Raw genomic sequence first — 25,537 nt, 5'->3', positions numbered from 1 at the left:
GAGGAATGTGAAGGAATGGATTGTGGAAACAACCGGCCTGACCAAACGCTACGGAAAGCGGTTTGCCGTGGACGGGGCCGCTTTGCACATCGGCAAGGGCGACATTTACGGCTTTCTCGGACCCAACGGCGCAGGCAAAACGACAACCATCCGGATGCTGCTGGGGCTGATCCGGCCTACCGGGGGAACCGTCCGCATATTCGGCCGGGACCTGCGCCGGGAGCGCCTGTCCATCCTGCGGCGGGTGGGCTCCCTGGTGGAATCGCCCTCCTATTACGGGCATCTGACCGCCCGGGAGAATTTGGAGGCGCAGAGGCGTGTGCTGAATGTGTCCCGGCGGCGGATTGATGAGGTATTGGCGGCAGTCCGGCTTTCCTCCGAGGCCAACCGCCCGGTGAAGGGATTTTCCCTGGGCATGAAGCAGCGGCTTGGCATTGCCGCCGCCATGCTGGCGGAGCCGGAGCTGCTGATTCTGGACGAGCCCACCAACGGCCTGGACCCTTCGGGCATTCACGAAATCCGCGAGCTAATCAAAAGCATGCCGCAGCAGTACGGAATGACGGTGCTGGTGTCCAGCCATCTGCTCGGCGAAATTGAGCTGACGGCCAACCGTGTGGGAATCATCCGGCGGGGCAGGCTGGTCTTCGAGGGAGAGATGGAGGCCCTGCGCAAGCGGGCCTCCGGTTTTCTGCGGCTGGCGGTCAGCCAACCGGAGCGGGCCCAAAACACGCTGGCTCTGCTGGGGCATCCTGCGGTGCAGGAGCCCGCGGACGGCGGGCTCGTCATTGACTTGCCGGAGGATAAAGCAGTCGCGCGGCTGGTCAAGAATCTGGTGGAGGAAGGCCACAGCATTTACCGTCTGGAGGAGCGCCGCCATTCCCTGGAGGATATTTTCCTGGACATGGTGGGAAAGGAGTCCATTCTATGATCGGCGGACTTCTTGGCGCGGAATTGCTGAAGCTGAAGCGCTCCATGGCTGTGGTGCTGGCGGTGCTGGGCCCCGTTGGGGTGGTGTCCATGGAAGCCGTCAATTTCGTGCTTCGGTACGATTATCTGGTGAAGCAGCATGAAGGCAGGCTGTGGCAGGGATTGCTGGGGAATGTTTCGGGCTTTGCTCCCATCGTATTGCTTCAGGGGGCGGCGCTGCTGGCTTCGCTGGTAGCCGGTTGTGAACACCGGACCCATGCCTGGAAGCAGCTTTTGGCCTTGCCGGTGACCCGGTTTGGGGTATTTCTGGCCAAATTTCTGGCCTGCGCGGGTTTGCTGCTTTTATCCAGCAGCCTCTTGGCCGTGGGCACCTTTTTCCTTGGCGGTTTGCTTGGCTTTGGCTGGCACCCGCCCGTGAGGGAGCTTCTGGCGGCAAGCTTCCATCCCACCCTGGCCGGGCTGGCCGTGGTTTCCCTCCAGCTGTGGCTGTCGGTGATGCTGCGCAATCAGGCGGTCCCCTTGACAATCGGAATCGCCGGCACCATTGTCGGGATGTTCTATTATCAGCTGCCGGACTGGGTGCTGTGGAAATGGGTGACGCTGCCGGAGTCCGGGGGCCTCCGGTACATCCTGTTTGGCCTGGCGGCCAGCGCCGGGCTGCTGGTGATGGGCGCAGCCCATTTCGGCCGAAGGGATGTGAACTAAAAATGATCCTCTTCACAAGACTGCTGAGCGCCGAATGGATGAAGCTCCGCCGGTCGGCGATCTGGCTCCTGCTGGCAGCGGGGCCGGTGCTGGCGGCCGCTATCGGCTTTATGTCTCTCCGGTCGGAGATGGCAGGCAGCCGGACGTGGGAAAGCCTGAGCATGATTATGGCCATCACCCACGGCATTCTGTTCCTGCCCTTGCTGGCCGGCATCATCTCCGCCTTCGTATGCCGCTATGAGCATGACAGCGGCGGCTGGAAGCAGCTGCTGGCGCTGCCGGTGAAGCGGGGCGGCGTGTACCTGGCGAAGCTGGCAGCCGTGCTGCTGCTCCTCTTCATCAGCCAGCTGATCTATCTGGGCCTGGTGATTGCCGTTGGGCTGCTGCTCGGCCTGGCGGGGCCAATGCCTGCGGCAGACCTGGCGCAAAGCGCCCTGGGCGGCTTTGCGGCCGCAGCGCCGCTGGCTGCGCTGCAGCTGGCCTGCTCTGTGGGCTGGGCCAATTTTGCCGCGCCGTTGGCCATCAACGCCATGATGGCCCTGCCCAATGCCATCATCATCAACTCCGCCCGCTACGCCCCTTATTATCCGTGGTCCCAGCCGCTGCGGGCCATGCTGCCGGATGCCGGAAACCAATTCGGCTTCCTTCACTTGCCGGCGGCCTCCCTGTACGGGGTGGTGGCCGGGGGCTTCCTGCTGTTCTTTCTGGCGGGCTGGCTCTATTTCCGCAGAAGGGATGTTTAGGAGCTGTCCGACGAAAAGGAAAAGCGAATAAATATTCATAGTGGAATGACTGGGAGGGAAAGGAGTGACTTGAGGGCGAGTTTTTTGGCGGCTTTGACACCTTAAACATTCGATTCAATCAAGGCCGACAAAACGTGTTTGAGCATCCAAGGCACTCCTTTCCCGGCAAGGAATGAAATCCGATGAATATTTATTCTCCTAAACCACTCCGTCGGACAGACTCCTGAGACGCCGCCCGGAAAAAGCGAAAAGACCGTCTCCATGCCGGAGGCGGTCTTCGTCACATGCATTCCGTATGCTCCAGCCTACATTCTGTGCTGCTTCCGGTAATGGAGGGGGGAGGAGCCGGTGATGCTTTTGAAGGTTTTGTTGAAATGGGATACATGCTCGAAGCCCACCTGCTCGGCGATGAGCTGGATCTTCTCCCGGGTATTGCGCAGCATGTTCTGGGCTTCCCTGACCCGGACCACCCGGATGTACTCGCTCAGATGGAAGCCTGTCAGCTTGAGGAACACCCGGCTCAGGTAGGCCGGGCTGATGTAGAATTGGCGGGAAAGCTCCTCCAGGGTCAGCGGCTCCCGGTAGTGCTCATGAATATAGGCGGAAATTTCCGAAATCTTCTGGTGCATGGGATGGCGGGGCTGCGGCATGTCGTCGGCCCCCAGCGCGGAGCGGTGCACACGGATAAGAAACTCGGTCAACAGCTGTCTGACGAAGGTCTCATAGAAATTGTGATGCTCCTGGCATTCGGCCAGCATCCCCAACAGCAGCTTCTCCAGCTCCGGCTGCTCCTTTAATGGCAGATGAATCATCCCCGACTCCAAAAAAGGCGCCTGCTCCAGAATTGCCCCGTCCTCCCCGGAGAGAAAATCCGCCGAGAAATGGACAAGCACCCGCTCGAACTCCTCCACCTGGGAGCTGGAGGTGGAGTGCAGGTCTCCCGGCACGACCAGCATCAGATCGCCTTTGCGGGCCACATAAACATTGCCGTTCATAAAGTAAACACGTTCTCCATGCAAGAGATAATACAGCTCGTAGCAGGTATGGGAATGGGGGCGCGCCATCTTGTCAAAGCCGAGCTTGCGCAGCTGCTGGATGGAGAATGCCTCGCCGATAAAATGTTTTTCAGAGGAACGGTGGTTCACAGCGGGCCATCCTTTCGTCCTGAAGATATTCTCTAAGTATACACCACCTGGACGGGTATCCGAAAGGGCCACAGATAACCCGCTTGTCCGGGCGGTTTCCCGAGCCTTGGGCGCAGCAGGCATCATCCTGTGACATGCAATTATTTATTTGATGGGACGTTCATGAAAGCGTACACTTGAGTCGGGAGGCGGCTTCGGGGCCGCCGGAGCAGGCCGATCAATCGGAAGGAGATGGGAGCAGAAGTATGGAGCAGCAGCATTGGGCATTGGTAAGCGGAGCGGACAGGGGACTTGGGCTGGCTCTGGTCAAAGGTTTGCTGGAGCGGGGTTACGGGGTTTTTGCCGGTCTGCTTCAAGAGAAGGGCGGAGCGCATGAGGAGCTGGAGCGGGCTTTTGCCGGCCGCATCAGGCTTCTGCCGCTGGACATCGCCAGCGCCGCCAGTGTGGAGCAGGCGTACCAACGGGTCCGGGAGGAAGCCGGATCATTGGACATGCTGATCAATAACGCGGCCATTCTGGGGAATATCACCGCCACCGTAGAGGATGAGCTGGATTTTGCCGAGCTGGAGCGGGTCTTCGGGGTGAATGTCCTTGGTTCGCTGCGGATGTCCAACCGGTTCGTCTCGCTGGTGATGGGCAGCCGGGACAAGCTGATTCTGAACATCTCCTCGGAGGCGGGAAGCATCGGGGACTGCTGGCGCAACGCCTGGTATGCCTACTGCATGTCCAAGGCGGCTTTGAATATGCAATCCAAGCTGATGCATAACCAACTGGCCCCCAAAGGCGGGCGGGTGATGGTGGTTCATCCGGGTCATGTGCAGACCTATATGCAGGGAAAGCTGGACATGGCGGGCAAATTGACGCCGGATGAATCCGCAGGGCATATTCTCGGACTGGTGGACAAGCGGCTTTCTCCGGATTATGCTGGGGAGAATATAGGATTGGTGGATTATGCGGGGCGGGAGCTGCCCTGGTAATCCGCCGGAAACGAGAGGAGAGACAAATCAATGCCCATTCGCACATTGCTTGTTGGACATCAGGAATCTGCGCCGTATCATCCGCTGGGAGCGGTGCAGGAGCGGCTGACCGCCATTTGGGGGGATGAGTTTCATGTAACCGCCGAGGAAGGAACCGCCGGCCTGCGCAAGGAGCGCATAGGGAATTATGAGCTGGTTGTCTCCTATACGGACAGCTGGAAGACACCGGCGGCCCCGGAGGAAATCGCCGGGCTCCTTGCTTATGTTGCCCAGGGAGGCGGGCTATTGGTGCTGCATAACGGCATGAGCCTGCAAGCGGCTCCCGAGCTGGCCCAGCTGGCCGGCGGGTATTTCACGGGACATCCGCCGTATACCGGGCTGGAGTTTCAAGTGACGGAGGCGGGAGCCTCCCATCCCCTGTCGGCAGGTCTGCCGGGCTTCACCATGGACGAGGAGCCGTACCGCTATGATCTGGACCCGCTGGCCAAGGCTCAGGTGCTGATGACCTACCGGCATGAGGGCCAGGACCATCCTGCCGCATGGACCCGCCCTTACGGCTTGGGCCGGGTAGCTGTGCTGGCGCCGGGGCATCATCTGCCCTCCTTCCAGCATGAGGCGTATTCCCTGTGGGTGCGGAAAGCGGCCCTGTGGGCGGCGGACAAGCTGTAGGCGCAGGATCAGAAACGGAGGAAGACAGATTATAAAAAAGGCCGGGCCCTTGATTTTCAGGGCTCAGCCTTTTTTGGTTTTGCGGTAATCGGAGGGGGACATGTCCATCATTTTCCGGAACATGCGGGAGAAATAATACGGGTCGGAGAACCCCACCTGCCCGGCAATCTGCTTCAGGGTCAAATCTGTCATGTCCAGATACTGGCAGGCCCGCTGGATTTTCAGCCTCAGATAAAAGTCAATGGGCGTGTACCCTGTTCTTGTCTTAAAAAGCTGCACATAGTGGGGCACCGACAGCCGCGCCGCCTCCGCCAGCTCCTTCAGGGTCAGGGTGGAGCCGACCCGGTCGTTCATCAGCTGCACCGTTTCCTCAATCAGCTGCCCCCGTTCGCTTCCCGGCTGCAGGCCGCCGTGTAGAAAACAGGCTACTCCCAGCAAATGCCGCAGTGTTTGGGAGACGTAAACCATGTGGTCTGCCGTAATCCCCTTCAGCAAAATATCGGTGCATTCATTGAACAGCCCGGCCAGCTTCACCGCCTTCTCGTAGCCCACCTGCACGGGATTGCCGCCGGCGCCGGAATCGGCAGCCGTGAAAAAAGCGGGGGCATCGCTTCCCATCACATGGACCCAGTAGATGCTCCACGGATTCTCCGCGGACGCCCCGTAGGCATGTTCCATATCGGGCGGCAGGACAAACAGCTGTCCCCGCTCCACGGTTTGGGTCTTGCCGCCGCCGATGCGGTACCAGCCGGAGCCCTCCTCGCAAAGCATCACAATATAAGCCCCGCAGCCTTCCGGCCGGGTGCGGTTATGGTAGCGGGCCTTGGGAAAATAGCCGATATCGGTGGCGTACAGGGACCGGATCAGGGGATGCTCCCCATGCTCCTCCAGGAAGGCCGGAGGAATCACAATCAGCTTCTGGGAGGCGAAGCCTTCCTTTTTTTGAATCACGTCGGTTTTCATAAGATTATTATGATCGTTGGCTTCCGCGCTTGTCAATACAAGGGATTATTGGTTTGGCAAAACCGGATATGATCCATCCTAATCCTTACATGATGCATTGGCTTGGAAGGGGCGGCGGGATAGACTGGGGGTATCATCAGCGCCGGAGATGCCGGTGCAGCCTTATGGGAGGGAGAATGGGCATGGAGCAGCAAAAGAAGAGAACAGGGCAGGAGAAGGCGGTGAGAATTTGGGAGGAAACGGTCTATATTCCCACCTATGGAACGGGGGAGCCGGACCGGAACCCGATGTTTTTGGAGAAGCGGATTTATCAGGGCAGCTCGGGGAAGGTCTATCCCCACCCGGTTATTGACCGGATTGAGGATAACAAGGAGGACCGCCCGTACCGGCTGGTCTATCTGGAGAACGAATATCTGCTGATCGCCGTGATGCCGGAGCTGGGCGGGCGCATCTACCGGGCGTTGGACAAAACCAACAACTATGACTTCGTTTATTATAACCGGGTCATCAAGCCTGCGCTGGTGGGGCTGACCGGACCGTGGATTTCCGGCGGCATTGAATTCAACTGGCCGCAGCATCACCGGCCCAACACCTTCGGTCCGGTGGAATACCGGCTTGCCGCGAATGATGACGGCAGCGCCACCGTCTGGTGCAGCGAGATTGACCGCATGTACGGCACCAAAGGAGAGGCTGGTTTTACCCTGTACCCCGGCAAGGCGTATCTGGAAATCCACGGCAAGCTCTACAACCGGACCAGCCTGCCCCAGACCTTCCTGTGGTGGGCCAACCCGGCGGTGGCCGTCAACGACCATACCCAGTCCGTGTTTCCGCCGGATGTCCATGCGGTGATGGACCATGGCAAGCGGGATGTGTCCCGTTTTCCCATTGCCGACGGCATCTATTACAAGATGGATTATTCCGCAGGGGTGGACATTTCCCGGTACAAAAATATTCCTGTACCCACCTCCTATATGGCCTATCGGTCGGAGCATGATTTTGTGGGCGGGTACGACCACGGGAAGCAGGCGGGTATTCTTCATATTGCCAACCACCATATTTCTCCGGGCAAAAAGCAATGGACCTGGGGCAACGGGGATTTTGGCCGGGCCTGGGACCGCAATCTGACAGATGAGGACGGGCCGTACATTGAGCTGATGACCGGCGTGTACACGGATAACCAGCCGGATTTTTCCTGGCTGGCGCCGTATGAGGAGAAGACGTTCAAGCAATATTTTATGCCGTACAAAGAGATCGGGGTGGTCCGGGAGGCCAACCTGGATGTGGCGGTGAGCCTGGAGCTGCGGGAAGCGGAGACAGGGGCAGACGTGGAAGCGGGAGCAATGGTGCAGGTTTATGCCACCTCCCGTTTTCCCGGAGCCTGTGTGACCCTGACCGGAGAGGACGGGCAGGTTTATCTGTCGGAGCGGGCGGACTTGTCTCCGACGGAGACGCTCCGCCGGGAGGTAACGCTGCCGGAGGGTGTGGCCCTCTCCCATGTGACGGTGGCGGTGCGGACGGCGGAGGACGAGCTGCTTCTCCGGTACAAACCCGCTCCGGCCGCAGAGGAGGAGCTGCCGGAGCCGGCCAAGCCCATCGGTGCGCCGGAGGAGCTGGAAACCGTCGAGGCCTTGTACTTGGCTGCGCTGCATCTGGAGCAGTACCGCCATGCCACCCGGGAGCCGGAGCCATATTACCTGGAGGGGCTGCGCCGCGCTCCGGCGGATATCCGGCTGAACCTGGGCTACGGGCTCCTGCTCCTGCGGCGGGGAGAGTATGCCAAGGCGGAGCGGTATCTGCGCCGGGCCGTAGAGACCTCCACCCGCCACAATCCCAACCCCGCCGACGGCGAGGCCCTGTTCCACCTGGGCATGGCCCTGAAGCGGCAGGGCAAGCTGGACGGGGCGTGGAACGCCTTCTACAAGGCGGTCTGGAATGCCGCCTGGCAGGACAGCGGCTACTTCGCCCTGGCCCAGATCGCCTGCCGCCGGGGGCAGGGCGAGGAGGCGCTGGAGCTGGCCGAGCGGGCGCTTCTGCGCAACAGCCGCCATTTCCAGGCGCGGCTCGTCCGTACCGCCCTGCTGCGCAAGCTGGGGCGGCTGGAGGAGGCAGCGGTATCCGCCGCGGAGACGCTGGCGGCGGATACCGCCGATTTCGGCGCCAGGCACGAGCTGGCGCTGCTGGAGACGGACGCCGCCGGAGCGGCTGCGGCGGCAGAGGAGCTGCGCGGCTTCATGCGCGGGGAGCCGCATAATTACCTGGCCCTGGCGGCGGATTACGCCGACTGCGGCCTGTGGGCGGAGGCCATCCTGGCGCTGCGCCTGTATGTCCCCGCCGATGGCGTGAGCCGCTACCCCATGGCCCACTACGCTCTGGCCTGGCTGTACCGCCAGAGCGGCGATCCGGCCGCCGCGGCTGCGGAGCTGGCTCTGGCGGCGGCCGCTCCCGCCGACTACTGCTTCCCCAACACCCCCTTCGAGCAGGAGGTGTTGGAGGCCGCCCTGGCGGCAGCGCCGGAGGATGCCCGGGCCGCCTATTACCTCGGCTGCCTCTACTACGACCGGAAGCGCCATATGGAGGCGGTGGCGTGCTGGGAGCGGTCGCGGCAGGCCGACTCCGCCTTCCCTACCGTCCACCGGAACCTGGCGCTGGCTTATTACAACAAGCTGGGCCGCCGGTTGGAGGCCCTGGCCTCCCTGGAGGAGGCGTTCCGGCTCAATCCCGCCGACGCCCGGGTGCTCTTCGAGCTGGACCAGCTGCACAAGAAGCTGGGCACGGCGCCGGAGGAGCGGCTTAAGCGGCTGCAGGACCATATGCCGCTGGTGCGGCTTCGGGACGATATGTATGTGGAACTGGTGACGCTCCTGAATCTCCTCGGGCAGCATGAGGAGGCGCTGGAGCTGCTGTCCTCCCGCCGCTTCCATCCCTGGGAGGGCGGCGAGGGTAAAGCCCCCGGCCAATATGTGCTGGCACTGTTGGAGATTGCAAAAAAGCGCTTGGGCGGAGGCAACGCAGCCGAAGCCAAGGCCGCGCTGGAGCGGGCCTTGGTCTACCCGGAGAACCTGGGCGAGGGCAAGCTGGCGGGGACCATGGATAACCACATTCACTATTATCTGGGGCTGTGCCATCAGGCGTTGGAGCAGCCCGGCGAAGCTGCCCGGCAATTCGGGCTGGCTTCCCTGGGCATTGCCGAACCGGCCGGGGCCATGTTCTACAACGACCAGCCGCCGGAGATGATCTACTACCAGGGGCTGGCCCTGGCCAGGCTGGGCCGCGCCGAGGAAAGCGCCGCCCGCTTCCGCCGTCTGGTGGAGTACGGGCAGGAGCATCTGGCCGATGAGGTCCAAATCGACTATTTTGCCGTTTCCCTGCCGGACTTCCTGGTCTTCGATGACGATCTGGACCGGCGCAATCTGATCCACTGCCGCTTTATGATGGGCCTGGGCTATCTGGGCCTGGGCTATCTGGGCCTGGGCCAACCGGAGGCGGCAGCGGCGGAGCTGCGGCAGGCGCTGGAGCTGGAGCCGGCCCATGCCGCCCGCCTGTTCCTGCCCTCCGGCCAATAGCAAACAGCCAGTCCCAATAGGGGCTGGCTGTTTGCTTAGCAAAGAAGCGGCAGCTATGCGGACCAACGATCCGCTATTGTCCAACTATATGCGGTTTTGTGGATTTCACGGACACAGGATGCGTTATTTGCTTTCCCAAGCGTCCAAACCGCTTGTTTTGCCCACCATAACGGATTCTCTGTCCGCGTGGAGGAGAAAACACCGGTTTTTCGCGAAATAACGGAACGTGTGTCCGTATAAACCGGAGCATAGGCCGCCGCTGTCTAATGCCCTCAGGCGCTTATCCCGCTAAGCCGGTCTGCACCTTATCCCCGTCAAAGCTGTAGACCAACCTCCGGTTTTCCTTGTCCCTGGTTTCCAGGTGGACCGGCTTGCCCCACAGGCGGTGGATCAGGGGCAGGGTCCGGTCCACATATTTGCGGTCCAGCTCCAGCCCATCGTAGCGGTGAAGCAGCAGCAGCTCCCCGCGGCCGCCGTGATCGGCGTCCATGGCGGTCACATAGGGGAAACCCCCGTTGGTGCGCTGGCGGATCAAGCTCATCTTCACCTCCTCCACGTCCTTGGAGGTGACCACATAGAGATCGTCCTTTTGGCCGAACAGGAACAGATCCATTTCCTCCACCAGCGTCTTGTCCAGATAGTTGCGGATGAAGGATACGTCCGACTCCGTCTCCCGGATTTCGAAAAGCGCCTCCAGCCCCTTGTGCCGCTCGATATATTCCAGCATTTTGACCCCCAGATAGTAGGGGTTCAGACTGCCCGTTCCCGGCTGGACCACACCTGCGTTCATTTTGGCAAAATCCATAATCTCCGCACCCGTCAGCTCCAGCTGCCGCACCAGCCGCAAATGCCAGAAGGTGGCCCAGCCCTCGTTCATGATCTTCGTCTCCAGCTGCGGCCAGAAGTACAGCATCTCCTCCCGCAGCATATAGAGCACCTCCCGCTGCCAGTCAGCCAGATTCCGGCTCTCTCCGGCGATAAAGCCGATGACATCCTTGGCGCCGCCCTCCGTTTCCCGGAAGCCGCCCTTGGCTCCGAAGCGGGTGTGGGGGTCCACATGCTCATGGATGGCCAGTCCCGCATCCAGCGTCTCTTCTACCGCATCGCTGCCGAATTCTTGCTCGAAGTCCCGCATCCGCCGGGCAAACACGGCCATCCGTTCCACCATCCGCCGGTCCGTCCCCTTAAACATGGCGTTGTTTTTGAAAAAATCGCTATGCGCCAGCACATGGGCGACAATCAGCTTGTTTTGCAGGAGCGTGTTATGGTCCAAAAGAAAGGCATAGCAGGGGTCGGAGTTGATGACCAGCTCATAAATCCGGCTTAGCCCGTAATCATATTCGGATTTCATCCGGTGGTAGGTTTTGCCGAAGCTCCAGTGAGTGAACCGGGTGGGCATGCCGTAGGCCCCGATGGAGTACAGTGTTTCGGCGGGGCAAACCTCATAGCGCATGGTAAAAAAATCCAGACCCGCCTCCACAGCCATGCCGGTAATTGATTCAATGGCCCGCTCCAGCGCTTCCGCCTCCGCGTGGTTCATGATGCTCCCTCCCTTCACAATTTCCGCTTCCCGGTTATTCTCGTGTTCTCCTTAAGGCCTTCAGCTGACGGCATGCTCTCCGAAAAATTGCTTCAGCGTCCGGTACACATCGCCCTTTTCCTGCAGCACGGAGGTGGTGAATGCCTCATGCCGGACAGCGGAGAGGCTGTCCCACAGCCGGCTGGCCCTCATATAACGGCGGATTTCCCCGTAGCCCATGAGATTGGTGCGCAGGAGGAGCTGCTTGACCAGCTCCACAGACAGGGCGTTGTCCGAATCAATGTTATCCCCGTCGGTAAAATGAAAGGCATAGGCGTTGTAGGCCGATACGGGATACTCCCGGGCAAGCAGGTCCAACGCCAGAGAGTAAACGGAGGAGCAGCGGGTGCCGCCGCTTTCCCCCTTGGTGAAGAAGGCCTCCTCCGACACCTGCTTGGCCTCGGTATCATGGGCGAGAAAGCATACCTCCACCCGTTCATAGCGGGTGCGCAGAAACCGCACCATCCAGAAGTAGAAGCTGCGGGCAATATACTTCTCGAAGCTGCCCATGGACCCGGAGGTATCCATCATGGCCAGCACCACCGCATTGCTCTGGGGCTTCCTGATGTCCTCCCAGGTTTTGAAGCGCATGTCCTCGTTCTTGATGAGCCCGGCTTGCCCGGTGCCGGACCAGCCGGACGGGCCGCTGCTGAAGGAAGCCCCGGCTTCCGGGGACAAGCCGGCCCCGCCGGCATCTGCGCTCCAGGCTGCCGCCGCTCCTTCGCCATAGCCGTTGCCCGCGCCGCCGCCCCCGGCCAGGCTCCGGCGCTTCAGAGACTCCAGCAGCGTCCGGCGTTTGTCGATATTGCCCATCATGCCCTTCTTGCGGATGTCATTGAAGCGGATATCGTCAATGGACATATCCGCTTCACTCTTCCGCTGCAGGCGAGGCAGCTGCAAGTCCTCGAAGATCAGCTCCGCCAGCTCGTCCACGGTGACCTCGGCCTCGTAGTAGTCCACGCCGGGCTGCTCCCCCGGCTGGCCCTCTTGACCCTGGCCGGGCTGCTGGCCATTAGGGGAGGCCCGGCCGATCACATCTCCGGCCTTGGTGCCTCCGTTGCCTTGGCCTACACGCTGCTCTCTGCCGTAATCGTAGCGGAACCGGGGCTCATCCATTTCCCGGATGGGCACCTTCACAATCCGCTCTCCCTGGGAGGTAATGATCGCTTCCTCACTGACCAGCTCCTTCAAATTTTTGCGGATGGCCTCCTTCACCTTGCGGGCATGTCTTTCCTGGTCCCGTTCCCCCTTCCGGTGGAGCGACCAATCATCCCGGGACAGCACGAACAGCGGCTTTTGCATGGATCTGATCCCTCCTTATTGATGATGTGATTACCGGTTCAACAGGCTGCCCACATACTTCAGCAGTTCGTTGGCGCAGGACGGGCAGTAGCCATGCTGGTCCATCAGCCGGGCAGACACCTCGTTGATCCGCTTCAACTGGCCCTCATCGGGATTTTTCGCTGAGGTAGTGATTTTCACGACGTCCTTCAGGTCCTCGAAAAGCTTCCTTTCGATGGCCTCCTTCAGCTTTTCGTGGGAGGAATACCCGAATTTCTGGCCACGGCGGGCCAGGGAGGAGATTTTGATCAGGATTTCCTCCCGGAAAGCCTTCTTCTGGTTTTCCGAAATCCCGATCTGCTCCTCAATGGAGCGCATCAGCTTTTCGTCCGGGTCCCGCTCCTCCTCGGTAATGGGGTCCTTCAGCTTGAAGCCGTTGCAGTAGGACTCCACATTGTCCAGATAGTTGTTCATGAGGGTGTGGGCCGAATCCTCGAAGGAGTAGACAAAGGCCCGCTGCACCTCGGTTTTGGCGTGGTGGTCATACTCCGCCCGGGCCATGGTGATCAGGTTCAGGAGCCGTTCCCGCTCCTCCCGGGAGATGGAGGCATGCTGGTCCAGTCCCTCCTTCATGGATTTCAGCACATCCAGGGAGTTCAGGCAGGGCTTGTCCCCTTTAATCAAGGCGCTGGAAATCCGGTTGATCACGTACCGGGGGTCCACCCCGGACATGCCTTCGTCGGTGAATTCCTTGCGCAGCTCGGCGGCGTCTCCGCCTTTGGCGCCGTCCACCTCCTGGCCGTCGTAGAGGTACAGCTTTTTCATCAGGTCCATGCCGGGCTTCTTCGGTTCCTTCAACCGGGACAGAACGCTGAACACGGCTGCGGTTTTGAGGGCCCCGGGGGCAATATGGACGCCCTTTATATTGGACTGCTTGATCAGCTTGTCGTAAATCCGCTCCTCCTGGCTGGCCTTCAGGTTGTAGGGAATGCGCATGACAATCATCCGGGAGTGGAGGGCTTCGTTCTTTTTATTGGCGATAAAAGACCGGTACTCGGTCTCGTTGGTATGGGCGACAATCAGCTCGTCGGCGGAAATCAGGGCGAAGCGCCCGGCCTTAAAGTTGCCCTCCTGGGTCAGGGAGAGAAGATTCCAGAGGAACTTCTCGTCGCACTTGAGCATTTCCTGAAATTCCATCAGGCCCCGGTTGGCTTTGTTCAGCTCGCCGTCGAAGCGGTACGCCCGCGGGTCGGACTCGGAGCCGTATTGGGAGATGGTGGAAAAGTCAATGCTGCCCGTAAGGTCGGCGATATCCTGGGACTTGGGGTCCGAGGGGGCGAAGGTGCCGATGCCGGTCCGTTTGGCCTCGGAGAACAGCACCCGTGTGACGGGCATTCCCTCAGCCCGGCCGCCATATTCCAAATCCAGGCGCATGCGGCAGACGGGGCACAGGTCGCCCTCGATCCGCACGCCGTACTCCGCCTGGAATTCCTCCCGCAGCTCGTGGGGAATCAGGTGAAGGGGCTCCTCCTGCATCGGGCAGCCCTTGATGGCATAGACCGCCCCGGCATCCGTCCGGGAGAACTTCTCCATGCCCTCCTTGAGCAGCGCCAGAAGGGTGGATTTGCCTCCGCTGACGGGGCCCATGAGCAAGAGAAGCCGCTTGCGCACATCCAGGCGCTGGGCGGCCGGGCGGAAGTATTCCTCCACCAGGGTTTGCAAATCATCCTCCAACCCGTACAATTGGGAGCTGAAGAACTTGTACTCCCGGCGGCCGTCTCCCTTGTCCTCGACTCCGGCGGCTTCAATCATCCGGTAAATCCGGTCATGGGCGAGCCCGGCAATCTCCGGCCGTTCCCTGACCATGTCCAGGTAATCCATAAACGTGCCTTCCCAATGCAGCTGATGTTCCTTTTCCCGGTAATGGGACAGCTTGTCCAAGAACGGCATAGACGGCTCCTCCTTCATGATAGTAGAATGTGAAGAACACAAAGACCCCATTGCGGAATCTCTGCCGGAAACCAAGATGCATGTGCTGGAAACTGGAAAAACGGCGATGGGGTAAGGGTTATAACTCCTATTCTACAACAATTTTAATTATCAGACAAATAAGAATATTCAGAAAATTAACAAGTTTTTTTCTGTGTTCGAATAATGGTCACAGCTTGGCCGGGCAAAAGGGAGTAGGATGAGAAGGAATAAAGGTTGTTAAAAAGGAGAGATGGCCTGTGATTATCATTCATGCCCGTTTGTATGTCAAACCGGAATGCGTAGAGGCATTCCTGGAGAAATCCAAGGCGCTGGTAGCCGGCTCCCAGGCGGAGGAGGGCAATATCAGCTACAACCTGTTCCGCCAAACCGATGAGCCGGAAACCTTCATTGTGGTGGAGGAGTGGAAGGATATGGCGGCCATTGACTTCCATAACAGCACCCCGCACTTTACCGGTTTCTTCGCCGAGGCAGGCGGCTGCTTTGCCAAACCGGCGCAAGTGAAGCGCCTGCTGGTGGAGCGGGAAATATAAGCGAGTGTCACAACAACCAATCCCCCGAATGAAAATGCGCAGGGCACAGCATTTTCGCAAAAAAAGCCTGGCTCCGGGAACGAATGCTTCCGGTGTGCCAGGCTTTTTGGCGCAGGTTCGTCGTGTGAAGCGGGTTTGGTTTGGCGCGACGGAAGCCCATGCGGATTGAAGCTGCCGTATCTGCCCTTAACAGTTAGCCGGCAGAGCTGCCGTTCTTCCGCAGCGCATCGCGGATTTCCGTCAGCAGCACCACTTCCGCGCTGGGAGCGGGAGGCTCGGCGGCCTTGATTTCCTCCTTGCGCTTCAGCTTGCTTGCCAGCTTGATGACAAAGAAGAGGGAAGCGGCGATAATGAAGAAGTCCACTACTGATTGCAGGAATATGCCGTACTTCAGCACGGCATCGCCATACTGATACTGGAGCCCGTCCAGCTTGACGCCTCCGATCAATAATCCCACCAGCGGCATAATGATGTCATTGACCAGCGACGAAACAATTTTTCCGAAGGCGGCGCCGATAATGACGGCTATCGCCAGATCCAGGACATTTCCCTTTAATGCAAAGGCCTTGAATTCTTTCCACATGGGCAAAAAACCTCCTGTATTCATAAATTGGATTTATTATAACATACCTGTCCAGTTTCGGGACCAGAGAGAGGTGAAGGTCATGGTGCAACGGCCAAAGCCGGAAAAATTCGATAAACAAGCCAGGGCCTATGCGGTGAAGCGGGAGGCTGCCATCCTGATCGACTGGAGGCGGCGTCTGCTGGAAGCGGCCGAAGGCCAGGTGCTGGAGCTGGCGGTGGGGGCAGGAGCCAACTTCCCGTATTATCCGCCGGGGGTCCGGGTGACAGCGGTGGATTTCAGCGGCGGTATGCTGGAGCAAGCCAGAAGGGCTGCGGCCCGCTGCCGCCTGGAGGCGCAGTTTGTCTGCGGCGATATCGAGCATATGCCGGCTCTGTTTCCGGAGCAAGGCTTTGACACGGTAATCTCCACTCTCTCCCTATGCGCTTATGAGCATCCGTTGGCTGTATTGCAGCAGATGCGCCGGTGGTGCAGGCCCACGGGCCGGATTCTCCTTCTGGAGCACGGCAAGAGCACCAACCGTATGCTGTCGCTTCTGCAAAAAGCGGCCGACCCGCTTCTGTACCGGATGGCGGGCTGCCACCACACCCGGGATATTGCCGCTTTGGTGCAAGAGGCGGGTTTGAGGGTGGAGGGGATGGAGCGCTGCTGGCTGGGCATGGGCAGCCTGATTTGGGCCCGGCCGTAAGCTTTCCCTATGGAAAAAGGCACTGCTTCCGCAGCGCCTCTTTGTCGTAGTTATCTTCGAGCTTCTGCTTTACGCTTCGGCTTTTTCTTCAAACAGGCGGGCGATTTCAACGATTGTCTGGGTGGCCTTCAGCATGCTGTCCACCGATACATACTCGTATTTGCCGTGGAAATTATGTCCGCCGGCAAAGATATTGGGCGTAGGCAAGCCCATGTAGGAGAGCTGGGAGCCGTCGGTGCCGCCGCGGATGGGCTTGACGATGGGTTTGATGCCCAGGTTGACCATGGCCTGATGGGCGACGTCCACAATTTCCTTCACCGGCTCGATTTTCTCCCGCATGTTGTAATATTGGTCCTTGATCTCCACCTTGACGCTGCCGGGGCCGTATTCCGCCTCCAGCTCCCGGGCAATTTCCACAATCCGGTTCTTGCGGGCGATAAAGTTTTCCTTGTCGAAGTCGCGGATCATATAGCGCATGGTAGTGGTGTCCACGTTGCCTTGAATGGATTGCAGGTAGTAAAAGCCCTCGTAACCTTCAGTAAATTCGGGGGCTTCCTCCTTGGGCAGCCGGCTGTTGAACTCCATGGCCACCTTGGCCGAGTTCACCATCTTGCCCTTGGCGGTGCCGGGATGGACCACAATCCCCTTGAAGGTGACTGTGGCGGCAGCGGCGTTGAAGCTCTCATACTCCAGCTCGCCCAAGGGTCCGCCGTCCAAGGTATAGGCAAAAGCCGCGCCGAAGGCCGCTACATTAAACTTGTGGGCGCCCCGGCCGATTTCCTCATCGGGAGTGAAGGCTACCCGAATTTTTCCGTGGGGAATCTCCGGATGGGCGATCAGATAAGCCATGGCCGTCATGATTTCGGCAATGCCCGCTTTGTCGTCGGCGCCCAGGAGGGTTGTGCCGTCGGTGGTAATCAGGGTTTGGCCCTTGTAGTCCGCCAGCTCCGGGTAGGCGGATACCGACAGAATCGTGCCCTGGGCGGCGTTCAGCACAATGTCCTGGCCGTTGTAGTTCTCGATCAGCTGCGGGTTCACATTGGCCCCGCTGTAATCCTGCGCGGTATCCATATGGGCCAAAAAGCCGATGACCGGCACAGCGGTTTTGTCCGTATTGGCCGGCAGGGTAGCCATGACGTAGGCATGCTCATCGACTGTAACCTCGGTCATGCCCAGCTGCTTCAGCTCCTCCGCCAGCTTGTGGGCCAGCGCCCATTGTCCTTCCGTGGAGGGGCAGGTATCGTTATGCTCGTTGGATTGGGTATCTACCTTCACGTAGGAGGTGAAACGCTGGACGAGTTCATTTTTCATCGGAAATCAAGCTCCTTGAGTAGGGTGGTCAAGCCTTATTGGCTTTATCATACCACGCCTCCGGGAGGATGCAAAAATCCCCTGCCCTAGAATTGGAAAATCTTTAACGAAGCCTCTCCGTCCAGCTTAAGCAAAAGCTGCTGTCCATCCGTGAAGAGGGCTTCCGCCGTGCCTGCAATCCGCGTCAGCAGCTCCCCCTGGCTGTCGTAGACGTTCAGGGTGGGACTCCGCCCAAGGGTTTGCGCCAAAATCCGATCCCCAGTGAAGTGTACGGCAGAAAAGAAATCGCCGCTGACCTCTTTCGGCTCCTCGCCGCCCGCCCCTTTGTAGAGCTGGCGCATCCAACCGTCCGCCAGCACGGTGTAAAACACTTCTCCGCCCACCGAACTGAACTCATGCGCCTTGTGCTCCCCGGAGAGCAATGTCTCCTGCCCGCCGGACAGATCGGAGGCGTAGAGGCGGCCGTCGGCTGTTTTTATATACAGGATGCGCCCATCGTCTGTGATCTTGAATTTGTCCACCGGCTCCCGGGAAATCAGCGTGGGTTTTCCGGTCTTCAGATCAATCCGCCATATTCGCTTGGATTCCTGGCGATTGTCCGGAGAGACGGGAGAAGGAGAACCATGTGTGTAGAGATCGGTGCCGATCACCTGAAGATCCCCCTTTGCATAGAGCGTTCCCCCATTGTCGGAAATGGCAATGGCCCAGCCGTAGATCATGGAAGGGTCCCCCAGGACAACCGGTTCGGCTTCAGCCGGAGAACCGGCAGGGATAAGCTTCAGATTGGGCGGGCTGGGCGCCACGAAGTAGTTCACCAACACCCGGCCCAATGGGGATTCGCGGAAGTCTACTTTCCCGGAAGGCCCATCTTCGGCAGTACCGTCCTCATTCAGCTGCACATAATGATCGCTGCCCATGATAGGTCCTCCGGTATAGTAGTATAGCCACAGGCTGCTGTCCCTCATCTGGAAGCTTAGTCTGGGGCTGGAACGATACGAGGAGCCGTTGTCGTATTCGTAGATGTGCTCTTTGGCTGCCGGGTCGTTTACAGGACTGCGGTAGATATGGTTTAGCGCCCCGTCTGTCTCGGCAAAATAGTAATACCCCTTGTACACGGCAAAGCCGTTGCCGGCCGCCGACTCGGGAAGTCCCGCATCCTTTACCTGCGGGTTGGCGGAGCGGATGGAGAGCCCGCTGGACTCGCTCCAGTCATACTCCCAGCCGAAGGCATCATGGGCGTAGCGCCAGGTCAGCGGGAAGTAGGTGATATCCCGGAAGCTCAGGAGGGGATACTCTTCGGTATGGTTGTCAATGGTCTGCCCATTGACGGCAATGGGGCCTTCAGCCAGCTCCGCCCGGTAGCTGCGGGCCGTGTTCGCCGCGGCGGCGGAGGCATAGTCATGATAAGGGGCGGTGATGCTGCTTTGCTGCACGGAGAGTCCTTGCCCGGGGGACCAGGCATTCTCCAGGCCGAGGTAGCGGCAGTCGTACCAGGTCATGGGGAAATAGGTGATGTCATTGTACACGATGAGCGGATATTCCCGGTTGCGGTTGTTCACGGTTTGTCCGTTTAGCGTCACTTGAAAGGAAGGCAGGGTAACCGTGAGGCGCGTATCGGCGGCAGATGTCTCCCCCGGGGTTGCCCAGGCGACGGCCCCCGTCAGGATTAGAGCGGCTAGCAGCTGCCGGCCAACAGGTCTATATGAAGTTGGAAACAAAAGCGTCATCCTCCTTATGGAAATTTCCTTCCATGGATGAGACGCTTCCTTTCCTTATAAAGTTGCGCAGCCATACAGCGGGAGCTCCTCCGCATGCGTATGCAGATACTATCCCTTTTGCTCAGGAGGAAGAAACCATGCCCTTGCGGAACTGAGCGCCCCTTACAAGGGGTTCCAAGCGGTTCACCCGGATTCCAGGCTGCAGCGCACCGCATTCCTGCCGCTGGCTTTGGCCCGGTAGAGGGCCTGATCGGCGGCATGCAGCAGCGGCTCCAGCTCATAACCCGCCGCATGCGCATCCCCCGCCTCCGCAACGCCGAAGCTGGCCGTCATCCGCAGCGGACCGCCGGGGGCGGGCATAGGCGAGCCGGCGATGGCCGCCCGGATCTGCTCCGTCCGCCGCATGGCCTCGGCCAATCCCGTACCGGGCAGGCACAGGACGAATTCCTCCCCGCCATACCGGCCGAGAAGTTCCCCCTGCCGCAGCTCTCTTTGGCAGATGTCTGCCAGATGGACCAGGGCCCGGTCCCCCGTTGAATGGCCCAGGCGGTCGTTGATGCTTTTGAAGTGGTCCACATCGAACAGCACCAGGGACAAAGCAGAGCGGTTTTCCTCCGCCTCCGCCGCCAGTCTGCCGGCCTCCTCCATAAAGCGGGCCCGGTTGAAAATTCCCGTCAGCCCGTCATAGGAGGCCAGCTTGAGCAGCCGCTCTTCGTAGCGGACATGCTCCGTCACATCAATCAGCATCAGCATCCGTCCTACCTGGCGATGATTCTTTACGCGCACCGGCAGAGAGCGGATCTCGTAGTGGCGTTCCCCGCCTTCCCCTGTCCAGCGGGTCCGCCAGGTCTGTTCCGCCTCCCCTTGTTCGCTTGCCTTCCGGGAGAGCTGTTCCGCCTCCTCTTCCGGTTCTCCGGCCCAGACAGTGTCCACCGCCTGGCCGATCCGTTCCGGGGACAGCGCCGGAATCATGCGCCGGGCTGCCGGGTTGTAATCCACCAGCCGCCCGGCCAGATCCAGCACCAGTACACCGTCCCGCATGCTTTCAAGGACATAGCTCCGGGCAATGGGAACCACCTGGAACAGGTCGGTGGTCCGGATCGCCCATACATACAAGGTGGTGGTAATAATCAAAATAAAGGGAACCGGGTCCATATTATAGGGAACCACACCCATAAGATACAGGAAGGCTGCAATTATGGGCAGCATCGTCCCCAGAAACAGCGTGAAAATTTGCTTTCGGTATGCGGTGGAGGCAGTCCGCCATTGGCTTACCAGCAGACAGGCGCCCAGAAACATGCTGCCGAAGGTGTAGGCGCCGTGGATAATGTACCAGGGGCCGATGACGATACCCGCCATGGGAGACGGTGAATCCGCACGCAGGAATACGGATTTGTAGAACAGATGATGCAGATCATTCGTTGCCACCAGGAAGCAGGTGATCGCCGGAATGACGAATAGAAGTCCGGTTACTTTGCGGGAAAGCCACTTATCCGCTCCGGTATAGCGGCTGACCAGAATAAGCAGGAACGGCGGTGAAAACGCCATGCCCAGATAAGCCACACTGATCCAGAGCTTAATCGCGGCAAGGGAGGTGCTGGCCAGCTCCAGGGCGGTGCCGAAGCAGTAGAGGGCTGCCGTTGCGGTGACTCCAATAAAGGCCCTCATGGTCTGCGAGCGGGTCTTGTCGGCCAGGGCGTACACAAAGAGGAGCGCGTTCAGGGCCCCCGAGGTGGTAATAAGCGTGATATAAATAAAAGTCTCGGAATTCAAGCCCGCTTCCTCCTGACAAATGAGAAATAAACAGTTAACCGATTTTATTGTATAATATAGGGATACGAATGTGAAAAGAGGCGGTATCATGTCGCATCGGCTAGTTGTTCTGCAGGGTCCCAGCGCAGCGGGAAAAAGCACGCTTCAGGCCAAGCTTGGCCTGCCCCGGATCGTGACCTGGACCTCCCGTTCTCCCCGGGAGGGAGAAGCCCATGGAAGAGAGTATTACTTCGGCAGCCCCGACCAGCTGAGGGGCATGTACGCCTCCGGCGAGCTGCTGGAAATTACGGAGTACCAGGGGAATGTATATGGCACCTCCATGGCATCCGTTGTCGCAGCCATCCAGGACGCAACCCCCTACTCCGTGGTGCTGGACGCTTCCGGCGCCCGCAAGGTGAAGGAGCGCTTCCGGGATCAGGTGCTGCTGGTGGGCGTCTACGCGGAAAAAGACCAATGCGCCCGGCGTCTGGCGGAGCGGGGCCTGCCGCAGGAGGAGCAGGAGCGGCGGCTGGCCGGCTACGAGGAAGAAGTCCGCCACCTGTTCGGCTGCGATCTGATCATCCCCAACCGCGACCAGCAGCTGGACCAGGCCGCTTACTTTATTGAAGCGATTGGCATTTCTTTGACGGAACCTTGGGACTAAACAGTCACCCTCCTACGCGGGGGGTTTTTGGCGTAAAGGGAACAGTATGCGGGGAAGCTGCAGACAATGGCAGCCGCCCTCCTTTTCCAGTTTATCAGCTATGCGGCCGTTAGGGTATTCCTAGATTCATGTTTGCGGCGGCGAAGGACGCTATTGGCCAAAAACGGGCGTTTGAAATTGTAACTTTCGTTAGACTCGCAGCCGTCTCTTTTGGGCCCGATAACTTCTATGGATGCCGTTAAAATCCCCATGGCCTGATTGCAAGTTTGCAGGAGGGGCCTGCGCGTGGTATATTTGTTAGGCAACGCTTAAATAAATGAGTTATCAGCTTAAAAAACGGAAGGGGGAGCGGATATGCTGGAATGGATGCTGCGCCAGATTATGGCGGAACGGAATATCTGGACAGGGGCGGCTTTGGCCCGTTTGCTGAAGGAAAGAGCCGGCTACAGCTTGTCGGCCCCGTCGGTGAGCGCGCTGTTGAACGGGGCGCCCAAGCAGGTGAAGGCGGAGACGATGGATGCCCTCTGCACGGCGCTGGAATGCACCCCCGGCGATCTTTGGGTGTATACACCCCCGGAACAGGCGAAGGGGGCATAAGGATGGCGGTTAAAGAAATTTTGCCGTTTGGCGATCCGATTCTGCGGAAGACGGCAAAGCCGGTGGAGGAGCTGACGCCCCGGGTGCTGCGGATGCTGGATGATCTGGCGGAAACGCTGTATGCGGCAGACGGCAGGGCGGGTCTGGCGGCTCCCCAGGTGGGACTTCTGCGGAGGCTGATTGTGATGGATTGCGGCGACGGTCTGGTGGAGCTGATCAATCCGGAAATTCTCGAGCTGAGCGGGGAGCAGACGGGAACCGAGGGCTGTCTGTCATATCCCGGTTATTACGGTGAAGTAAAACGGGCCAACCGGGTAAAGGTGAGCACCCTGAACCGCCAGGGGGAAACGGTCATATTGGAGGCGGAGGGTTATTTGGCCCGGTGCATCCAGCATGAGGTGGACCATCTGAACGGGGTGCTGTTTATCGACCATATGCAGGAGCAATGGCTGTATCATGAATCCGGCAGCGGCCGGGTGCCGCTATTGCAGGTGCTGAAGCTCTCCAGGCCCCTCTGATGGCGTAGAGCCCGAGGCGGCTATGGACATCTCCCGCTCGGATAGGTATCCTTAGAAAAGGAAGTGCGGCTCCGGCGCCGGGTGCTTCATCGGCCTGGACCGTAGCTGCGCAGCAAGAATAGACAGGAGGCAGGTACGAATGAGCAATATCGGAGTATGGGAAAATGCGGAGCCCGGCGTCAAACGGTGCATTCTGAACGCTGCGGGCAGCCTGATGATGATGGAGGTCCGTTTTGCCGCGGGTGCGGAAGGGTATGAGCACAGCCATCCCCATGAGCAGATGAGCTACTGCTTGCGCGGGCGGTTTATGTTCCGCATTGACGGCAAGGAAACGGAGATTTCCGCCGGGCAGACCATCGCCATTCCCAGCAACGCCAAACACGGAGTGACTGCGCTGGAGGAGGATTCGGCTCTGCTGGATACCTTCACTCCCATCCGCCAGGATCTGGTGAAGTTCTAGCTCTCGGAGCGCAGGGCCGCGGCCGGGGATGCCGTTTCGCATTGCCAACCGCAGGTCTTCTTGGTAAGATGATCGTAATTGCATATGAAGCATGGGAGTCCGCAGGAGCGGGCTGAGAGTACGGCTGTCCGCCGTTTACCATTGGAACCTGTTGGATCATGCCAGCGCAGGGAGCTTGCCCGTTTGAGGCGCTTTGCTATTGGCGAAGCGTCTTTTTTTCTGTGAACATGCACCATCGATAAGAAGAGGAGTTGGCGAAAATGGAGTTGCATGAGCTGGAGCAGAATCTGATCAAGGTCCGGGAGCAAAAGCCCCTGGTCCACAACATCACCAATGTGGTGGTGACAAACTTTACAGCCAACGGGCTCCTGGCTCTGGGCGCATCCCCGGTGATGGCCTACGCCAAGGAGGAAGTGGCGGATATGGCCAAAATCGCCGGCGCCCTGGTGCTGAACATGGGCACCCTGGATGAAGCCGTGGTCCATGCCATGCATGTGGCCGGCCGTTCGGCCAATGCCCATGGGGTACCGGTAATATTTGACCCCGTTGGCGCAGGCGCCACCCCGTACCGGACCGACACGGCGCGGCAGATGATGAATGAGGTGAAGCTGTCCATCCTCCGCGGCAATGCCGCGGAGGTGGCCAATGTCATCGGCGAATCCGGCACTATCAAGGGTGTGGACGGAGGCGACACAGCAGCGGATGCGGTGGATCTGGCCCGCCAGGCGGCCCGGAAGCTGGACTGCGTAGTTGTGGTGACCGGTCCCGATGATATCGTCAGCAACGGCAGCATCACCTGGAAAATCAGCAACGGCACCCCTCTGCTGACCCAGGTCACCGGCACCGGCTGCTTGCTCACCTCGGTGATCGGAGCTTTCGCCGCCGTGGAGAAGGATCTGGTCAAGGCGGCGGTATCCGCCCTGGCCTATTACGGCGTAGCCGCCGAGGAGGCGCTGAAGGTATCCGGCAGCGACCGGCCGGGAACCTTCCAGGTGGAGTTCCTGAACCAGCTCCATCAGGTAGACGGCGCAACTGTCAAAAAAGCGGCTGTTCTGACCCGGGTGGAGTAAGCCGGATCAGCAGGCAGCCGCCGCAAAAAAGCCCCGTCAGGCTCGTCCTGACGGGGCTGATTCATTATGGGCGATGCGCTGCTTCTTCAGGATGGCGCCCCGCCGCGCTCCACCTTGCCGGGCAGCTCCGCTTCCAACCGGTCCATTAAAGCGGCTGTTTCCGCCGAATCGCCCTGGCAGTTGATCCATTGGGCCAATCCCGTCAAGGCTGCCACTTCCGCATCATCCTCTGCATCCCCGCCGCCTTCAACTGTGGCGTCCGGCTTCGGGAAACCCGCTGCTGTCTTTTGCTCCTCCTGGAAATCAGGGCACAAGCTCTCCGCCTCCCTTCCTCACCATCTTTACCCATACTATGGCTTGCGGGCAAGGGTTCTATACAACGCGCCAAAACGCCGCCTGGCGCAAACCGGGCGGCGTTCAATAATCTGGGATCAGCCGATGGCATACAGACCGGGACCGGTCAGGGCAAGGGCGACGGCTACGGCGATCAGAAGAAGGTTATATTCATAACCGCCCTTATCAGTCCAATACCCATTGGGACCGTGCACCTTCACAATCGCAACCAGCATGGTGCCGGCAATCAGCACGGCGGCAACCGGCAGCCACAGCCCTGCGGCGAACAGCAGGCCGCCAACCAGCTCCGCCAAACCCGCCAACACCGCCATGGCCACACCGGGCTTCATGCCGATGGATTCCATCCAGCCGCCGGTGCCCTTGGGACCGTAACCTCCGAACCAGCCAAACAGCTTCTGCGCACCGTGCCCCATTAAGGTCAATCCCACTACCAGCCGTATAATCAGCAAACCTGCGTTCAACATGTTTACTCCTCCTTATATTTCTTTTGTTTTTAAATTAACTTACTTTATGTAAGTATAATATCATAATCAACTTACTTTTGTAAAGCTAATTATTTTAAAAAATGGAGCGTGCAAACCCCGGCAATGGTTTGCTGCACCATCCAACTTGCGGCAGGGACTTTAGGATAGCGGATTGGTGACAGCAGCGTGTGCGTTTTGGGCGGGTTTAGCCGACTGCAGCCTGTGTAACGGAATTCAGCGACTCTTATGGTGGCAAAAACGGGAATTTGGATTTTTTGCGGAAC

At 59.4% G+C, this 25,537-nt stretch carries 24 protein-coding genes and 1 riboswitch; of the genes, 13 read left to right on the top strand and 11 right to left on the bottom strand.

The annotated features are described in order from the left end of the window. Nucleotides 1-7 precede the first annotated feature (7 nt). The 3 genes from DQG13_RS15875 to DQG13_RS15865 are packed head-to-tail and all read left to right on the top strand — an operon-like array spanning nucleotide 8 to nucleotide 2,375. Nucleotides 8-928 (top strand): ABC transporter ATP-binding protein, encoded by a 921-nt coding sequence (locus tag DQG13_RS15875; protein WP_113020796.1) that lies wholly within the window; start codon nucleotides 8-10, stop codon nucleotides 926-928. Next, the gene (locus DQG13_RS15870) at nucleotides 925-1,632 is read left to right on the top strand and encodes an ABC transporter permease (protein ID WP_113020763.1); all 708 of its coding nucleotides are present in this window, start codon (nucleotides 925-927) and stop codon (nucleotides 1,630-1,632) included. The genes DQG13_RS15875 and DQG13_RS15870 overlap by 4 nt, the downstream gene beginning before the upstream one ends. Before the next feature lie 2 nt (nucleotides 1,633-1,634). Further along, nucleotides 1,635-2,375, top strand: coding sequence for an ABC transporter permease (locus tag DQG13_RS15865; protein WP_181592782.1), 741 nt, complete (start codon nucleotides 1,635-1,637; stop codon nucleotides 2,373-2,375). A gap of 305 nt (nucleotides 2,376-2,680) precedes the next feature. Here DQG13_RS15865 and DQG13_RS15855 read toward each other — a convergent pair whose 3' ends face one another. Further along, nucleotides 2,681-3,520 (bottom strand): AraC family transcriptional regulator, encoded by an 840-nt coding sequence (locus DQG13_RS15855; RefSeq protein WP_113020760.1) that lies wholly within the window; start codon nucleotides 3,518-3,520, stop codon nucleotides 2,681-2,683. Nucleotides 3,521-3,765: 245 nt separating this feature from the next. Between DQG13_RS15855 and DQG13_RS15850 the strand changes: the two genes are divergently transcribed. Together DQG13_RS15850 and DQG13_RS15845 are read left to right on the top strand one after the other, a co-directional pair. Beyond that, complete coding sequence (locus DQG13_RS15850; RefSeq protein ID WP_113020759.1) at nucleotides 3,766-4,497, top strand: SDR family NAD(P)-dependent oxidoreductase; 732 nt, start codon at nucleotides 3,766-3,768, stop codon at nucleotides 4,495-4,497. Nucleotides 4,498-4,527: 30 nt separating this feature from the next. Next, nucleotides 4,528-5,166 carry a ThuA domain-containing protein gene (locus DQG13_RS15845; protein ID WP_113020758.1) on the top strand — a complete coding sequence of 213 codons (639 nt, stop codon included), beginning with the start codon at nucleotides 4,528-4,530 and terminating at the stop codon, nucleotides 5,164-5,166. Nucleotides 5,167-5,229: 63 nt separating this feature from the next. Here the strand turns inward: DQG13_RS15845 and DQG13_RS15840 are convergent, their stop codons facing one another. Next, nucleotides 5,230-6,117, bottom strand: coding sequence for an AraC family transcriptional regulator (locus DQG13_RS15840; protein WP_258525695.1), 888 nt, complete (start codon nucleotides 6,115-6,117; stop codon nucleotides 5,230-5,232). Nucleotides 6,118-6,311: 194 nt separating this feature from the next. On the opposite strand from DQG13_RS15840, the gene DQG13_RS15835 reads away from it, so the two are divergent. Then, nucleotides 6,312-9,692 carry a tetratricopeptide repeat protein gene (locus DQG13_RS15835; protein ID WP_113020756.1) on the top strand — a complete coding sequence of 1,127 codons (3,381 nt, stop codon included), beginning with the start codon at nucleotides 6,312-6,314 and terminating at the stop codon, nucleotides 9,690-9,692. 280 nt (nucleotides 9,693-9,972) lie between these two features. Here DQG13_RS15835 and DQG13_RS15830 read toward each other — a convergent pair whose 3' ends face one another. From DQG13_RS15830 to DQG13_RS15820, 3 genes are read right to left on the bottom strand one after another with little or no spacing between them, the layout of a single operon-like run. Beyond that, nucleotides 9,973-11,232, bottom strand: a complete 1,260-nt coding sequence (locus DQG13_RS15830) for a SpoVR family protein (protein ID WP_113020755.1) — start codon at nucleotides 11,230-11,232, stop codon at nucleotides 9,973-9,975. Nucleotides 11,233-11,292: 60 nt separating this feature from the next. Beyond that, nucleotides 11,293-12,573 (bottom strand): sporulation protein YhbH, encoded by a 1,281-nt coding sequence (gene yhbH, locus DQG13_RS15825; RefSeq protein ID WP_113020754.1) that lies wholly within the window; start codon nucleotides 12,571-12,573, stop codon nucleotides 11,293-11,295. A gap of 30 nt (nucleotides 12,574-12,603) precedes the next feature. Beyond that, entirely contained in the window at nucleotides 12,604-14,502 is a 1,899-nt protein-coding gene (locus DQG13_RS15820) for a PrkA family serine protein kinase (RefSeq protein WP_113020753.1), read from the bottom strand. A gap of 278 nt (nucleotides 14,503-14,780) precedes the next feature. On the opposite strand from DQG13_RS15820, the gene DQG13_RS15815 reads away from it, so the two are divergent. Next, a complete protein-coding gene (locus DQG13_RS15815; protein WP_113020752.1) occupies nucleotides 14,781-15,074 on the top strand; it encodes a putative quinol monooxygenase in 294 nt (97 codons plus the stop codon). A gap of 193 nt (nucleotides 15,075-15,267) precedes the next feature. Here the strand turns inward: DQG13_RS15815 and mscL are convergent, their stop codons facing one another. Further along, complete coding sequence (mscL, locus tag DQG13_RS15810) at nucleotides 15,268-15,657, bottom strand: large-conductance mechanosensitive channel protein MscL (RefSeq protein WP_113020751.1); 390 nt, start codon at nucleotides 15,655-15,657, stop codon at nucleotides 15,268-15,270. 82 nt (nucleotides 15,658-15,739) lie between these two features. Here mscL and DQG13_RS15805 point away from each other — a divergent pair, with 82 nt between their 5' ends. Beyond that, nucleotides 15,740-16,345, top strand: coding sequence for a class I SAM-dependent methyltransferase (locus DQG13_RS15805; protein WP_113020750.1), 606 nt, complete (start codon nucleotides 15,740-15,742; stop codon nucleotides 16,343-16,345). Between the two features lie 69 nt (nucleotides 16,346-16,414). Here DQG13_RS15805 and pepT read toward each other — a convergent pair whose 3' ends face one another. The 3 genes from pepT to DQG13_RS15790 form a co-directional block, all read right to left on the bottom strand. Next, entirely contained in the window at nucleotides 16,415-17,656 is a 1,242-nt protein-coding gene (gene pepT / locus DQG13_RS15800; protein ID WP_113020749.1) for a peptidase T, read from the bottom strand. A gap of 86 nt (nucleotides 17,657-17,742) precedes the next feature. Continuing rightward, the gene (locus tag DQG13_RS15795; protein ID WP_113020748.1) at nucleotides 17,743-19,374 is read right to left on the bottom strand and encodes a TolB family protein; all 1,632 of its coding nucleotides are present in this window, start codon (nucleotides 19,372-19,374) and stop codon (nucleotides 17,743-17,745) included. A 183-nt stretch (nucleotides 19,375-19,557) separates the two neighbouring features. Continuing rightward, the gene (locus DQG13_RS15790) at nucleotides 19,558-21,147 is read right to left on the bottom strand and encodes a histidine kinase N-terminal 7TM domain-containing diguanylate cyclase (protein WP_181592781.1); all 1,590 of its coding nucleotides are present in this window, start codon (nucleotides 21,145-21,147) and stop codon (nucleotides 19,558-19,560) included. A gap of 88 nt (nucleotides 21,148-21,235) precedes the next feature. Here DQG13_RS15790 and DQG13_RS15785 point away from each other — a divergent pair, with 88 nt between their 5' ends. From DQG13_RS15785 to thiM, 5 genes are all read left to right on the top strand, one after another. Then, on the top strand, nucleotides 21,236-21,790 hold the full coding sequence (locus DQG13_RS15785; RefSeq protein ID WP_113020746.1) for a guanylate kinase: 555 nt from the start codon (nucleotides 21,236-21,238) through the stop codon (nucleotides 21,788-21,790). Nucleotides 21,791-22,144: 354 nt separating this feature from the next. Continuing rightward, entirely contained in the window at nucleotides 22,145-22,387 is a 243-nt protein-coding gene (locus tag DQG13_RS15780; RefSeq protein ID WP_113020745.1) for a helix-turn-helix domain-containing protein, read from the top strand. Nucleotides 22,388-22,389: 2 nt separating this feature from the next. Next, nucleotides 22,390-22,905 (top strand): peptide deformylase, encoded by a 516-nt coding sequence (def, locus tag DQG13_RS15775; protein ID WP_113020744.1) that lies wholly within the window; start codon nucleotides 22,390-22,392, stop codon nucleotides 22,903-22,905. A gap of 139 nt (nucleotides 22,906-23,044) precedes the next feature. After that, a complete protein-coding gene (locus DQG13_RS15770; RefSeq protein ID WP_113020743.1) occupies nucleotides 23,045-23,365 on the top strand; it encodes a cupin domain-containing protein in 321 nt (106 codons plus the stop codon). Nucleotides 23,366-23,446: 81 nt separating this feature from the next. After that, a riboswitch (TPP riboswitch) is annotated at nucleotides 23,447-23,555 on the top strand. 70 nt (nucleotides 23,556-23,625) lie between these two features. Continuing rightward, a complete protein-coding gene (gene thiM / locus DQG13_RS15765; RefSeq protein WP_113020742.1) occupies nucleotides 23,626-24,435 on the top strand; it encodes a hydroxyethylthiazole kinase in 810 nt (269 codons plus the stop codon). A gap of 86 nt (nucleotides 24,436-24,521) precedes the next feature. Here thiM and DQG13_RS15760 read toward each other — a convergent pair whose 3' ends face one another. Beyond that, a complete protein-coding gene (locus DQG13_RS15760) occupies nucleotides 24,522-24,749 on the bottom strand; it encodes a hypothetical protein (RefSeq protein WP_113020741.1) in 228 nt (75 codons plus the stop codon). Nucleotides 24,750-24,866: 117 nt separating this feature from the next. After that, on the bottom strand, nucleotides 24,867-25,253 hold the full coding sequence (locus DQG13_RS15755) for a DoxX family protein (RefSeq protein ID WP_113020740.1): 387 nt from the start codon (nucleotides 25,251-25,253) through the stop codon (nucleotides 24,867-24,869). Between the last annotated feature and the right edge of the window lie 284 nt (nucleotides 25,254-25,537).

The sequence above is a fragment of the Paenibacillus sp. YN15 genome (genome assembly GCF_003285005.1).
Classification (GTDB): domain Bacteria; phylum Bacillota; class Bacilli; order Paenibacillales; family NBRC-103111; genus Paenibacillus_AR.
The sequence above is the reverse complement of the archived record's forward strand: the minus strand, read 5'-3'. Positions and strand labels throughout refer to the sequence as shown.

Excerpts from the sequence above, each read along its gene's own strand:
- pepT (WP_113020749.1), bottom strand. The coding sequence starts at position 17,656 with ATGAAAAATGAACTCGTCCAGCGTTTCACCTCCTACGTGAAGGTAGAT.
- DQG13_RS15785 (WP_113020746.1), top strand. The coding sequence starts at position 21,236 with ATGTCGCATCGGCTAGTTGTTCTGCAGGGTCCCAGCGCAGCGGGAAAA.
- DQG13_RS15870 (WP_113020763.1), top strand. The coding sequence starts at position 925 with ATGATCGGCGGACTTCTTGGCGCGGAATTGCTGAAGCTGAAGCGCTCC.
- mscL (WP_113020751.1), bottom strand. The coding sequence starts at position 15,657 with ATGTGGAAAGAATTCAAGGCCTTTGCATTAAAGGGAAATGTCCTGGAT.
- DQG13_RS15835 (WP_113020756.1), top strand. The coding sequence starts at position 6,312 with ATGGAGCAGCAAAAGAAGAGAACAGGGCAGGAGAAGGCGGTGAGAATT.
- def (WP_113020744.1), top strand. The coding sequence starts at position 22,390 with ATGGCGGTTAAAGAAATTTTGCCGTTTGGCGATCCGATTCTGCGGAAG.
- DQG13_RS15830 (WP_113020755.1), bottom strand. The coding sequence starts at position 11,232 with ATGAACCACGCGGAGGCGGAAGCGCTGGAGCGGGCCATTGAATCAATT.
- DQG13_RS15780 (WP_113020745.1), top strand. The coding sequence starts at position 22,145 with ATGCTGGAATGGATGCTGCGCCAGATTATGGCGGAACGGAATATCTGG.
- DQG13_RS15850 (WP_113020759.1), top strand. The coding sequence starts at position 3,766 with ATGGAGCAGCAGCATTGGGCATTGGTAAGCGGAGCGGACAGGGGACTT.
- DQG13_RS15865 (WP_181592782.1), top strand. The coding sequence starts at position 1,635 with ATGATCCTCTTCACAAGACTGCTGAGCGCCGAATGGATGAAGCTCCGC.
- thiM (WP_113020742.1), top strand. The coding sequence starts at position 23,626 with ATGGAGTTGCATGAGCTGGAGCAGAATCTGATCAAGGTCCGGGAGCAA.
- DQG13_RS15805 (WP_113020750.1), top strand. The coding sequence starts at position 15,740 with ATGGTGCAACGGCCAAAGCCGGAAAAATTCGATAAACAAGCCAGGGCC.
- yhbH (WP_113020754.1), bottom strand. The coding sequence starts at position 12,573 with ATGCAAAAGCCGCTGTTCGTGCTGTCCCGGGATGATTGGTCGCTCCAC.
- DQG13_RS15845 (WP_113020758.1), top strand. The coding sequence starts at position 4,528 with ATGCCCATTCGCACATTGCTTGTTGGACATCAGGAATCTGCGCCGTAT.
- DQG13_RS15820 (WP_113020753.1), bottom strand. The coding sequence starts at position 14,502 with ATGCCGTTCTTGGACAAGCTGTCCCATTACCGGGAAAAGGAACATCAG.
- DQG13_RS15770 (WP_113020743.1), top strand. The coding sequence starts at position 23,045 with ATGAGCAATATCGGAGTATGGGAAAATGCGGAGCCCGGCGTCAAACGG.
- DQG13_RS15755 (WP_113020740.1), bottom strand. The coding sequence starts at position 25,253 with ATGTTGAACGCAGGTTTGCTGATTATACGGCTGGTAGTGGGATTGACC.